This is a genomic window from Gordonia sp. (in: high G+C Gram-positive bacteria) (genome assembly GCF_049647785.1).
Lineage (GTDB): Bacteria > Actinomycetota > Actinomycetes > Mycobacteriales > Mycobacteriaceae > Gordonia.
This window is the reverse complement of record NZ_JBARYI010000031.1, coordinates 1-12,346: the sequence shown is the minus strand read 5'-3', so window position 1 is coordinate 12,346 and position 12,346 is coordinate 1. Positions and strand designations below refer to the sequence as shown.

Below are 12,346 nucleotides of genomic sequence, written 5' to 3'. Positions count from 1 at the left end.
ACGTCTGACGTAGTGCGGGAATCGACGCATCATGCGAGAACGGAAGGAGCGGAGCGACGACGGGAGGGTCTAGCTGCGGAGCGACGCCAGCAACTCGGCCGGCTCAATACCGAAGGTTTCGACGATCTTCGCGCCAGCGTCGTCGATCGCGATAATGCCCTGCGAGGTGTAGACCCGGTCAACGCAAGTCAGTCCCGTCAACGGATAGGTACATGCGGGAACCAGTTTCGCGTCACCGTTTCGGGCAAACAGGGACATCATGACGAAGACCTGTTTTGCGCCGATCGCCAAATCCATGGCGCCGCCGACCGCCGGAATCGCATCGGGCGCGCCGGTGCTCCAATTCGCCAGATCGCCGTCGAACGACACCTGAAATGCACCCATCACGCACACATCGAGGTGGCCGCCACGCATCATCGCGAACGAATCGGCGTGATGAAAGTACGACGCCCCCGGCGCTTCCGTAACCGGCACCTTGCCCGCGTTTGTGAGGTCGAGGTCAATCTCGTCGCCGACCGCCTGCCGACCCATACCCAGCATGCCGTTCTCGGTATGCAAAGTGATGGCACTCGACGGGTCCAAATGGTCCGCGATCTGCGTCGGCTGCCCAATCCCCAAGTTCACGAACGAGCCAGCTGGGATGTCCGACGCGATGCGCGCCGCAAGCTGATCGCCCGTCAACACCTCGTCCGACGTGCGCGCCGCATCCGGCGACAACCGCAACTTATTGCTCATCGTGCTCCCTCCACAGCGAAACGACGCGTGGGCGTCGCAACTATCCGATCAACATAAATACCGGGTGTGACCACTACTTCTGGATCGATGTCACCGACGGGAACCACTTCGTCGACCTGAACGATGGTCGTATTGGCGGCCGCAGCCATGACCGGACCGAAGTTACGGGCGGTCTTGCGATAGACGAGGTTCCCCGCACGGTCGGCACGGTGCGCGCCGATCAGCGCGACATCTCCTTTGATGGGGTACTCGAGCAAGTAGGTACGACCGTCAATGACGCGGGTTTCCTTGCCTTCGGCGATTGGGGTGCCGACGGCGGTCGGGCAGTAGAAGGCACCGATGCCCGCACCGGCGGCCCTCATGCGTTCGGCGAGGTTGCCCTGGGGGACGACTTCGAGTTCGATCTTGCCTTCGCGGTACAGGCCGTCGAAGACCCACGAGTCCGACTGCCGCGGGAATGAGCACAGGATTTTCCGGACGCGGCCGGCGGCGAGGAGTGCGGCGAGCCCGAGGTCACCGTTGCCCGCGTTGTTGCTGACGACGGTGAGGTCGCCGGCTCCTTGACGAATGAGGGCGTCGATGAGGTCGAAGGGCATTCCGGCGAGGCCGAATCCGCCGATGAGGACGGTGGATCCGTCGGCGATCCCTTCAACAGCTTGGTCGACATCGGCGCAAAACATGGCGGCGCTCATGTGCGTGGACCCCTTTCGTAGTTTGATTCCACGCTAAGCGCCCCGATTGAGACTGACAATTACTCATTTGCGCCCAATTGATACCCCTCCCGTCCGGTCCAGCGCTCCGCGCTTCCGTTCCCGCATGATGCGTTGATTCCCGCCCGGCGTCTGACATGTAGCGGGAATCGACGCATCATGCGAGAACGCAAAGGAGCGGAGCGACGACGGGCGGGGATGTGATCTAGCGTGCAGTTGGGCCGCTCGTTTCGGTGCCGACACCTCGCGCGGTAGCATCGAGGCATGGTCCTCTTTTTCGAAATCCTCCTCGGTCTGGCCTCGCTGCTGATCATCTGGTTCGCGCTGTACACCGTCTACCGCTTGGTGAACGACGAGTCGTGACCCGCTCCGGAAACGAAGCGATCTCCGACGCCGAGGTGCGGGCCCAGGAAACTGGCACCAAGAACCTCACCCCCGTCGGAGACCTCCCCGTTCCAGCCGACACGGCTAACTTGCGCGAAGGTGCAGACCTGCACGCGGGTCTCCTCGCACTGTTGCCGTTGGTTGGCGTTTGGGAAGGCACCGGCGAAGGCCACGATCCAGTGGCAGGCACCGACTACCAGTTCGGGCAGCAGATCATCGTCTCGCACGACGGTGGCAACTACCTTGTGTGGCAGTCGCGCTCATGGGTGGTCGACGACGAAGGCACGTTTGTGCGCCCCGACCTGCGCGAATCGGGTTTTTGGCGGATCAGCGAAGACGACACCATCGAACTGTTGTTGACGCACGCCGAGGGCTCCATCGAGCTCTACTACGGCCGACCACTTAATCAGACGTCGTGGAACCTCACCACCGACGTCACCATTCGCAGCGAGACCGGCTCCCACACCGGTGGTGCCAAGCGCCTTCTCGGCCTGGTCCCCGACGGTGACCTCGCCTATGTGGAAGAGCGCGTCGACGCCGAAGGCGACCTAACGCCTCGACTGTCGGCAAAGCTCACCCGCGTTATCGGCTGAGACTCCAGAAACGATTTGCGTGGTGACACGCCGCACGGCGCGGCGTGTCACCACGCAAATCGCTTTAGACAGGTAGAGCGTGTGCCGCATCTGGGCTGTGGAGCCCCAATACCGGCACCTTTACGCCCGAGACGTCCTGATGTGTCACCGCGACCACCGTGCGATCACCGAAGAGGTCCCCGCAGATCAGCGCCATCAGTCGCTGGGCGTCGGCGGCATCGAGGTGTTCGGTCGGTTCGTCGAGGAGCACCACCGGAGCACGGTGTAGTAGCGCGCGGGCCAAGAGCAGTCGGCGCCGCTGACCACCGGAAAGGGCGGACTCGCCACCGGTGAGCTTCTCGTCCAGGCCCGCGGGTAGCTTGCCGAGCCACTCCGACAGTCCCACCTTCTCCAGCGCAACGAGCATCTCCTCGTCGGACGCGTCACCGCGCACCACGCGCAGATTCTCGCGGACGGTGGTTGAGAAGATATGCGCGTCGTCGGCAAAGAAGCACACGCTTTCCCGCAACGATCCGCCGGAAACGTCAACCGTCCCCGACAGCGGCGGTATCAAGCCCGCGAGGGTCATCAGCAGCGTGGATTTGCCGATCCCGCTGGGTCCCACGACCGCCAGCCTGCTGCCCGGTGCCAGGTCGAGGTTGAGCGGAGTTCCGAGCGGTTCGCTCCAGCCCCACGCCAGTTGGTTCGCGACCAGTTTCACCGGCGTCGGATCGACGATCGGATCATCCTGGGACACATCAGATTTCGCACCGTCGACGAGCGCCAAAACCCGCCGGGCAGCTTGCCGTCCGCTCTCCCACGCGATGCTCGCCTCGGTGAGTGGTGCCGTGGACTCGAACGACGACAGCGGCAGCAGCACCAGGATGCCGAACACCATGGGCGTGATGCCCGCACCGGACGAAACGTCGGCGAGCGAGCCGGGCAGGCCGGATGCGAGTTGCACCGCGATGATGGCTGCGGCGACCACGCTGGCCGCCAACGACAGGGGCGTCATGGCCTGAGCTGCCGCCTGCCATCGCATGCCGGTGTCTTCGGCACGTTCGGTCCGACGATCAGCATCATGGACTGCGTTGAGGACTCGCTGCCGCGCCCGCGCGACCGCCAGTTCCGGTCCGTGCCACAGCAACGACGACGCGGCTTCCGCCGCGTCTTCCCTGGCACGGGCCGCGTCGGCGACCTTCCGCGAGGCCCCGCGGGCGGCGATCCACGGGGCGAGAACGCCACTGATGAGGAGCGCGACTGCCAGGACCACCGCAGCCGGGATCGATACGAAGGCCATGATGATGACCGCTGCGATTGAGGTGACGGCTCCGACTGTCATCGGGATCAGGCCGCGGATCACGGCGTTGCCGATTTCGTCGACGTCGTCGGCGGTGCGCGACATCAGCTCCGACTGCCGCAGCGCCACGGTGTAGCCGGCGGATCCCCGCGACAGCGCGCGGTATACGCGGGTGCGGGCATCGGCCATGGCGCGGAGGGCTGCGTCGTGGGTGGCGAGGCGTTCCAGGTAGCGGAACACCCCACGCGAAATACCCAGGGCCCGCACGGCTGTCACCGCCACCGACAGCCATAGGACGGGCGGCATCTGCCAGGCTCGGGTGATCAACCACGCCGAGACTGCGGCCAGGCCCAGCGCCGACAGTGCCCCCGCGGCACCGAGAAGGATGGGTGCCACCAGTGCCCGCCCACGCATCCCGGTGAACTTGAGCGCGGCAATCATCGGATCGGTTGATCGGTCAAACACGGCTGGCCTCCTGCACGAGTTGGGCCGGTAGTTCGACGACGTGGTCGGCTTCGGCGACGACCGCCGGTCGGTGCGAGATCACGATGACTGTCGCGCCTGCGCGGGCTCTCGCGAGCAAGGCCGCGATAACGCGGTCGGCGGTGTCGTCGTCGAGATGGGCTGTGGGTTCGTCGAGGAGAAGCAACGGCGCGGTCCCGGCCAGCGTGCGAGTCAAGGCGAGACGCTGCCGCTGCCCGGCCGATAGGCCAACGCCACCGCTTCCCAGTCGGGTGTCGAGGCCATAGGGCAAGTCGGCTAGCACCTCGTCGAAGGCCGCGGCCCGCATGGCTTCGGCTGTTGCGTCGGCGGGGAGCGCGCCGAACAGTTCGAGGTTCTCGTGGACGGTACCCGGCACGATCGCCGGAAGCTGTGGCAGCCAGTCGATCTGGGCGAAGTAGCTGTCGGGATCGAGGTCGCGGACGGCGATGTCGCGGACGTGCACGTTGCCTTCGTCGAGGGTTTGCAGCCCCAGGATTGCCGCAAAGATGGTCGACTTGCCGGTGCCGTTAGGTCCCGTCACGACCGTCAGTTCCCCCGGCCGAATTGTGGCGGAGAGCCCGCGAGGTGCCCATCCGTCGCGTCCGCAGACACCGACCCCATCGAGTTCGATGCTCGCACCAGCTACCGTGACCTGCAATGTTCCACGTGAATCAGCATCGGCGGCATCGAGGATGTCGAGCACGTCGTCGGCTGCGGCAACACCGTCTTCGGCGTTGTGGAACTGAGCACCAATTCGACGCAGCGGCAAGTAGGCCTCAGGTGCCAGGATCAACGCCAGAATGCCCGCGTACAACGACATCTCACCAAACACGAGGCGCAGACCGATACTGACGGCGACCAGTGCAACGCTGAGGGTCGCGAGAAGTTCGAGGACCGCACCCGACAGGAAAGCGATCCGCAGCGAACCCATCGTCGACTTGCGGAGGCGTTCACCCAGGGTGGCCACCTGCTCCGCTGGGCCTTGCGCCCGGCCGAGGGCGCGCAGCGTCGGCAGACCGGTCATGAGGTCGACGAGCTGGGCGTTTTGCTTGCTCATGGCGTCGAGTTTGCGGCGCGTACGTTCCCGGGTCACCAGCCCGATCAGGACCATGAAAATTGGGATGAGCGGCAGGGTCACGATGATGATGACGCCGCTGAGCCAGTCGGTCCACAGTTCTACCGCGACAATCAGCGGCGTAATGATGGCGGTGCCGAGTAGCGCGGGCAGGTAGCCGGAGAGGTAGTCCGACAGTCGGTCCAGTCCGCGCAGGGTCACCGTGAGCGCGTGTTCGCGGGCCGTCAGTAGCTGCCGCGGCCCGGTGCGGGCTGGGTCGGTGAGGGTGTCGAGCGCGGCGACGCGGAGTTCGTCGATGCTGGCATGCGCGGCACGACGACCGACAACGTCTTGGAAGTAGGTCATGGCGCCGCGGGCTGCCAACGCCACCGCGACCACCGTGAGGTGCACGGCTTGGTCGGTAAAGCTGCGCCGGGCCGGGTCCGTGATCAGTTCCGACAGCAGCCCCGCCAGGGCGATGGCCCCGGCGACGGCCGCGATCACGTCGCCGACGGCAAATGCCGCACTGGCGATCACGTACCGCCGCGCGGACCGCGACGCCCGAAGGAGTCGCGGATCCAGCGGGGCCCGGCGCTCGCTCACTTGCCTGTGCGCTGCAGCGGCAGCCCGATCGACGCCGGAATCTGCTCCACCGACAGTCGCTTACGGAATACCCAGTACGTGTAGCCCTGGTAGGCGATGACGACCGGGGTCATGATCGCTGCCGCCCACGTCATGATGACCAGGGTGTAGTGGCTCGACGACGTGTTCTGCACCGTCAGGTTGAACGCTTCGTCGGTCGACGACGGCATCACGTTCGGGAACAGTGACCCGAACAGCATGACGACGGTCCCGGCGATGGCCAGGCTGGTGGCTGCGAACGCCCATCCCTCACGTCGGGTGATGGTGCCGACCACCATTACCACGGCACCAATCGCGGCCAGCGCGAACACAATCCACGTCCAGCCGTGGCCGTATGCCAGTTGCGTCCAGAGCAGGAAAGCCGCCGCCACCACCGCGGTCGGGATCGACAGTCGCATTGCGGCAGTCTGCGCATCGTCGCGCATGGTGCCCGACGTCTTGAGCGCGATGAATACCGCACCGTGAGTCAGGAAGGCCAGCAGCGTGGTCGCACCGCCGAGCAGCGCGTACGGGTTCAGCAGGTTAAAGAAGCCGCCCGTGTACTGCTGGTCGGCGTCGATCGGGACACCGCGCACCACGTTCGCGAATGCGACGCCCCACAGGATCGACGGAATCCACGACCCGAGGCCAATGCCGACGTCGCACCAGCGGCGCCACTTGACGTCGTTGATTTTGCCGCGCCATTCGATGGCGACTACGCGCACGATCAACCCGATCAGGATCAAGAACAGCGGTAGGTAGAAGGCCGAGAACATGGTGGCGTACCAGCCACCGAACGCCGCGAACAGGGCCGCGCCGCCGGTGATGAGCCACACTTCGTTGCCATCCCACAGCGGTCCAATGGTGGTCAGCAGTAGTCGGCGACGCTTGTCGCCGTCTTCGACGGATTCGTGTGTCCCCGGTTTCGGGTGCTTGCCGAGAAATGGCAGCAGCATCCCGACGCCGAAGTCGAAGCCTTCGAGGACGAAGTACATGGTGAACGCGCCCGCGATCAGCACGAACCAGAGAGTCTCGAGAGTCATTGCAGTCTTCTCCTAGTACGCGAACGAGAGTTCGTTGGCATCGTCGTCGTCGCTGCCAGGGTCGGGGGCGACGCCGTCCTTGTCTCCCGGCCCTTGGATCACGTAGCGCCGTTCTAGGTAGAACCAGACGACGCCGAGCGCGCCGTACAGGAGCGTGAAGCCGATCAACGTGGTCCAGACCGCTGGCGAGGTGTGGTTAGAGACGCCGTCTTGCACCAGCATGTGGATTTGGAGCGGATTGCCGTCGGGGTCGGCCCAGTTGGGAACGACGACCCACGGCTGCCTGCCCATTTCGGTGAAAATCCACCCGGAGGCATTCGCTAGGAAAGGTGTCGGCAGCATCCACAGGGCCAGTTTGCCGAACCAGGTCGGCACGTCGGTCCGTTTGCGCCGCAAGAACCAGAGGCCACCGACCGCGACCACCACCGATCCCAATGCCCAAGTGATCATGGCGCGGAAGCTCCAGTAGGTCACGAACAGGTTGGGCGCGAAGTTCTGCCCCGGCATGTTGAGGGCTTCCTGGTACTGCTTCTGAAGTTCGTTGACGCCCTTCACTTCGGTGTCGAAGCGGTGGTCAGCGAGGAACGACAACATGTTGGGGATCGCAATGACGTGCTCGATGCCGTCGCAATTGTTCTGCCGTCCGATACTGAGCACCGAGAATGGCGCACCGGTTTCGGTTTCACACAGCGATTCGGCGGCCGCCATTTTCATCGGCTGCTGTTTGAACATCAGTTGGGCTTGCATGTCGCCGGTGATGAACAGTCCGAGTCCCGAACCGATCACCACCCATAGGGCGAGCAGGCTGACCGGTCGCCACAGGGTGGCGTTGTCGCGACGCAGGTCGGCCGGGGAGGCACCGATCTGGCTGGGCGAGTCGGTGTGCGGAACGATCGAATCGTCGCCGAGCTTGGCTGCTTCCTCGAGTTTGTTGGCGCGGAAGGTATTGCGCGCCATCCACCAAAGGCCGATCACCGCAACCACGGTCGACGCGGTCAGGAGCGCACCCATGATGACGTGCGGGAACGCGACCAGCGTGGTGTTGTTCGTCAGGACGGCAACGATGTTGTTCATCCGCGGGCGCCCGCGCTCGGTATCCCACTCGGCACCGACGGGGTGCTGCATCCAGGAGTTGGCGGCGATGATGAAGTACGCCGACAGGTTGACGCCGATCGCCACCATCCAAATGGACGCGAGGTGGATACGGCGGGGCAAGCGACCCCAGCCGAAGATCCAGAGTCCGATAAACGTCGACTCCAGGAAGAAGGCCATTAGGCCTTCGAGTGCCAGGGGAGCTCCGAAGACGTCAGCGACGTAGCGACTGTATTCGCTCCAGTTCATGCCGAATTGGAACTCTTGGACGATGCCGGTAGCAACGCCGAGGGCAAAGTTGATGAGGAAGATTTTCCCGAAGAACTTGGTGGCTCTCAGCCACTGTTCGTTGCCAGTTCGGTGCCAGATGGTCTGCATCACCGCAATCAACGGTGCCAGGCCGATGGTCAATGGAACCAAGATGAAGTGATAAACGGTGGTGATGCCGAATTGCCACCGTGAGATGTCTACAACGTCCACTACGCCCTCTATTCCGCACGCCGTTGTTGTCGCGTGTTACTACCTACGGTAGTAGAGGATTGGTGCTTGTAAAGGTGTCGTGACGCAGCCGACGGTCGAAGGTCCTATGCCCCAGCGGACCTGCGGACCAGGGCGGAGACGTCGATCACGCTACCGCCGGGGAATGGGCGTCCATCCAGCTCAATAACTCGTGCCGCCAGGGTGACTGACGAGACGAGCCACACCTCGTCGGCGCGCACCAGCTCTTCGGCAGTCAGTTCCCGCTCAGCAACGGTAATCCCCTCCGACGCCGCCAACTCAAACAGCGCGTCTTGGGTAGTCCCGGGCAACACACCGTCGTCGCGCCGCGGTGTCACCAGCGTGCCGCCTAAAACGGCAACCACCGAACTGCGCGGACCTTCCAACACCGTCCCCGCAGCGGACACGAAGATCGCGTCGTCGACGCCAAGCGATCGCGCCTGCCGCAGAGCCGCCATGTTCGCGGCATAACTAAGCGATTTCACACCCCTCAGCAGCCACGGCGCCCGCTGTGCCAGACCAGGCTCATAGGCGGTCGGCAGGGTTACCGCGCGGACGCCGTCGCGCCGGGCAACCGCCACGCGATCGGGCACCGGATCGACGGTGGCAAACATCGTCGGCCCGGCATGGACATCGTGCTCGCGGCCCTGAGTCACGATCACGCGCAGCATGCCCTCGCGCTCCATGTCCCCCGCCACCGACAGCCACCCTCGCGCAGCCACATCCACCATGCGTCCCAACGAGGCGACGTCGATCGGAGGCAGTCCCGCGACGGCGGCACTGGCGACCATGCGCGCCAAGTGACGGTCGACCCCGCACACTCGGCCGCCGCGGATCAACAGCGTCTCAAACAGCCCATCCCCGTGGATCAAGCCCAGGTCGTCGGCATGCACGATCGGCACGGCGGGATCGAGCAGGTGGCCCTCGGCGGAAACCAGAACGGTCGGCATGGGTCAACAATCTCACGAACCGCCGACCCGAGCCCTCATCAAACGAGTGCACGGTATTGCCGAACCCCTTCGTCGACCGGGCCGCAACAGGTAAAGGATGAAGGTATGAGCAATCAACGCATCGTCGTCGTCACCGGAGCCAGTCGCGGCGCAGGCAAGGGCATCGCCCTCGCGCTGGCGCAGCCCGGAACCACCGTGTACGTGACCGGCCGCACCGTGAACCCCGGCCACGCCGACCTCCCCGGAACCATCGGCGAGACTGCCGCCGAGATCACCCGGCGCGGTGGCGTCGGAATCGCCGTCGCCGTCGACCATTCCGACGATGCGCAGGTCGCCGCCCTATTCGAGACCATCCGAGCCGAACACGGGCACCTCGACATCCTTGTCAACAACGCCATAAATCTGCCTCCCGAACTGACGAAAAAGGGGCCGTTCTGGACGAAACCGCTCTCCCTGCTCGACCTGCACGACGTCGGCATGCGTTCGGCCTATGTTGCGACCTATTACGCAGCACCGCTGTTGGTCGAAGCACCCGCCGGTCTCGTGGTGAATACGTCGTCGTTCGGTGGGACCTGCTACATGCACGGGCCCGCCTACGGTTCAGGGAAGGCCGCCGTCGACAAGATGGCGCACGACATGGCAGTCGACTTCAAACCTTTCAACGTCACCGTGATCTCCCTTTGGATGGGTCTTCTCAAAACCGAGCGGACCCTGGCCGCGTTCGCGGCACGCCCGGAAATGTACGAAGGCCTGGCCGCGACAGCCGAATCAGCCGAATTCCCCGGCCGCGTCATCGACGCATTGTCGCGCGAACCTAACCTGCTCGAACGGTCCGGCAAGGTGTGGGTCGGTGCCGAAGTCGCCATCGAACTCGGCGTAAAAGACATCGAAGGCAACCAGCCGCCGTCGCACCGCCCGTTCCTGGGCGATCCGCCGACCTTCTCGTCTGTCGTCATCGAGTAAGGCTCGAATCGTGTTGAGTTTGCTACCTCTAATGTCGCAAACTCAACACAATTCCGGGCGCGCCTACACTCAGAGGCATGGTCTCCCCGATTTTGAGTTCGCAACCCGGTGCCATCCCCACTCCTGACGATGATTTGAGCCCCGGCGTGGCCTGGCATTACGGCGACCCGCTCGGCGAGCAACGGGTAGCGACGCGAAAAGCGGCGATCGTTGACCGATCCGATCGCGGCGTCATCGAGATTTCGGGCGACGAACGACTCAGCTGGCTTCACACCATCTCGACCCAGCACCTCACCCACCTCGGCGATCGGCGGAGCGCGGAAAACCTCTCCCTCGACGGCAACGGCCGAGTGGAAGATCATTTCGTTCTCACCGATATCGAAGGAACGACGTGGATCGACACCGAAGCCAAGCGCAGTGACATCCTCGCGGACTTCCTGAAAAAGATGGTGTTTTGGTCCAAGGCCGCACCTGTAGCCCGCCCCGACATGGTCGTCCTGACCCTGCTGGGCCCCGACGTCCTGAGCGGACCCATCGCCAAAGCCATCGGGCTCACCGAAGGCGCCACCACCTACCAGGCCGGCGACCTCCCCGAATTGCGGCACGACGACGAGCCCGCCGGATTCTGGCGGCTAATGCCATCCATCGGCGAAGGCGGCGCAACACCCGTCATCGACCTCGTCGTTCCCGAAACCGATCTCCGCGAGTGGTGGAGACTCCTCACCGAGTCCGGTGCCACCCCCGCCGGCATGTGGGCCTACGAGGCCCTCCGCGTCAGCGCGGCCCGCCCACGACTCCACCTCGACACCGACGAGCGCACCATCCCCCACGAAGTCGACTGGATCGGCGGCCCCGACGAAGGCGGAGCCGTCCACCTCGACAAAGGCTGCTACCGCGGTCAAGAAACAGTTGCCCGGGTAGCTAACCTCGGCCGCCCACCCCGCCGCCTCGTACTACTGCACCTCGACGGCAGTTCGTCGTACCGGCCCACCACCGGTGACCCAGTCAACGCTGGCGGTCGTGCCATCGGCCGTATCGGAACCGTCGTCGACCACTTCGAAAACGGCCCCATCGCCCTCGCCCTCGTCAAACGAAACACCCCCGTCGACGCCGAACTCACCGTCGGCAACGCCGAATCCCCCGACGAATCGCTGAGCGCCAGCATCGACCCCGACCTGTACAACCACGACGACCAAGTGCCCCCCGGGCGCGCGGCCGTCGACCGTCTACGCGGCAAGCGCTAAGTTAGCGACCCACGCCACACCAAAAACCCCTGCTCACAGCCATTTTTTTATTAACACGTCCAGCGATGAGACTTAATTGCGAGGGCGCGCTAGACTGTCAGTACGAAAACTATTAACGAATAGAACGGGGCCGCCACACCGATGGCCGCCCCGTCACTGTGCGAGGGGGTCCCATATGGGCCGCGGCCGGGCTAAGGCAAAGCAGACGAAGGTTGCTCGTCAGCTGAAGTACTCCGCTCCGAATACTGACTTCGATAGTCTCCAGCGAGAACTCTCTGGCGGCAGCGACAAGTCCCACGATGCGTGGACGGACGAGCAGAGCTGGAACACAGAGGACGAGTGGCGACGCGCCTAGCGTCGTACCTCACCAACCCGCTCATACCGGCAATCTCATCGATTGCCGTACACAGCAAATAAAAGACCCCGCGTCGGTTAGACGCGGGGTTTTTATTCTTTTTGTTCGCCGCTGAAGCTGGTCGCCTTAGAAGCCGTTGCCGACTTGGGTGGGCGACTTCTGCTTCGGCAGTCCTCGCTCCTACGCTAGCTGTACTTCTTCGTGACGTTGTGAAAGCGTTGTGCCGGTGTGAGGCCACCGATGCCGGTGTGGGGTCGGTGATGATTGTAGTGATGTAGCCATGCTGTGTACGCGAGCTCGCGTTCGTGTTCGTTTTGATAGCGGGCGGCGTAGGCCCATTCG

Annotated in this window: 12 protein-coding genes; 4 read left to right on the top strand and 8 right to left on the bottom strand. The window is 64.2% G+C overall.

Features of this window, described 5'->3' with window-relative positions:
- Positions 1-69: 69 nt before the first annotated feature.
- Entirely contained in the window at positions 70-735 is a 666-nt protein-coding gene (locus WBA38_RS05050) for a CoA-transferase (RefSeq protein ID WP_424293216.1), read from the bottom strand.
- Entirely contained in the window at positions 732-1,427 is a 696-nt protein-coding gene (locus WBA38_RS05045; protein ID WP_424293215.1) for a 3-oxoacid CoA-transferase subunit A, read from the bottom strand. The genes WBA38_RS05050 and WBA38_RS05045 overlap by 4 nt, the downstream gene beginning before the upstream one ends.
- A gap of 377 nt (positions 1,428-1,804) precedes the next feature.
- On the opposite strand from WBA38_RS05045, the gene WBA38_RS05040 reads away from it, so the two are divergent.
- Complete coding sequence (locus WBA38_RS05040; protein ID WP_424293214.1) at positions 1,805-2,422, top strand: FABP family protein; 618 nt, start codon at positions 1,805-1,807, stop codon at positions 2,420-2,422.
- A 64-nt stretch (positions 2,423-2,486) separates the two neighbouring features.
- Here the strand turns inward: WBA38_RS05040 and cydC are convergent, their stop codons facing one another.
- The 5 genes from cydC to WBA38_RS05015 all read right to left on the bottom strand — a co-directional run bounded on the left by cydC (position 2,487) and on the right by WBA38_RS05015 (position 9,442).
- The gene (gene cydC / locus WBA38_RS05035) at positions 2,487-4,142 is read right to left on the bottom strand and encodes a thiol reductant ABC exporter subunit CydC (RefSeq protein ID WP_424322229.1); all 1,656 of its coding nucleotides are present in this window, start codon (positions 4,140-4,142) and stop codon (positions 2,487-2,489) included.
- Positions 4,143-4,158: 16 nt separating this feature from the next.
- Positions 4,159-5,841 carry a thiol reductant ABC exporter subunit CydD gene (gene cydD / locus WBA38_RS05030; protein WP_424295523.1) on the bottom strand — a complete coding sequence of 561 codons (1,683 nt, stop codon included), beginning with the start codon at positions 5,839-5,841 and terminating at the stop codon, positions 4,159-4,161.
- Complete coding sequence (cydB, locus tag WBA38_RS05025; protein ID WP_424322227.1) at positions 5,838-6,902, bottom strand: cytochrome d ubiquinol oxidase subunit II; 1,065 nt, start codon at positions 6,900-6,902, stop codon at positions 5,838-5,840. The genes cydD and cydB overlap by 4 nt, the downstream gene beginning before the upstream one ends.
- 12 nt (positions 6,903-6,914) lie before the next feature.
- Positions 6,915-8,474, bottom strand: coding sequence for a cytochrome ubiquinol oxidase subunit I (locus WBA38_RS05020; protein WP_424322226.1), 1,560 nt, complete (start codon positions 8,472-8,474; stop codon positions 6,915-6,917).
- A 104-nt stretch (positions 8,475-8,578) separates the two neighbouring features.
- Positions 8,579-9,442, bottom strand: coding sequence for an aminodeoxychorismate lyase (locus WBA38_RS05015; protein WP_424295517.1), 864 nt, complete (start codon positions 9,440-9,442; stop codon positions 8,579-8,581).
- A 105-nt stretch (positions 9,443-9,547) separates the two neighbouring features.
- Here WBA38_RS05015 and WBA38_RS05010 point away from each other — a divergent pair, with 105 nt between their 5' ends.
- The 3 genes from WBA38_RS05010 (at position 9,548) to WBA38_RS05000 (ending at position 12,004) form a co-directional block, all read left to right on the top strand.
- Entirely contained in the window at positions 9,548-10,405 is an 858-nt protein-coding gene (locus tag WBA38_RS05010; RefSeq protein WP_424295515.1) for an SDR family NAD(P)-dependent oxidoreductase, read from the top strand.
- Between the two features lie 77 nt (positions 10,406-10,482).
- Entirely contained in the window at positions 10,483-11,649 is a 1,167-nt protein-coding gene (locus WBA38_RS05005; RefSeq protein WP_424295514.1) for a YgfZ/GcvT domain-containing protein, read from the top strand.
- Positions 11,650-11,824: 175 nt separating this feature from the next.
- On the top strand, positions 11,825-12,004 hold the full coding sequence (locus WBA38_RS05000) for a DUF3073 domain-containing protein (RefSeq protein WP_424322225.1): 180 nt from the start codon (positions 11,825-11,827) through the stop codon (positions 12,002-12,004).
- 185 nt (positions 12,005-12,189) lie between these two features.
- Here the strand turns inward: WBA38_RS05000 and WBA38_RS04995 are convergent.
- On the bottom strand, positions 12,190-12,346 hold a 157-nt coding region (locus WBA38_RS04995), incomplete at its 5' end, for an integrase core domain-containing protein (RefSeq protein WP_424322228.1).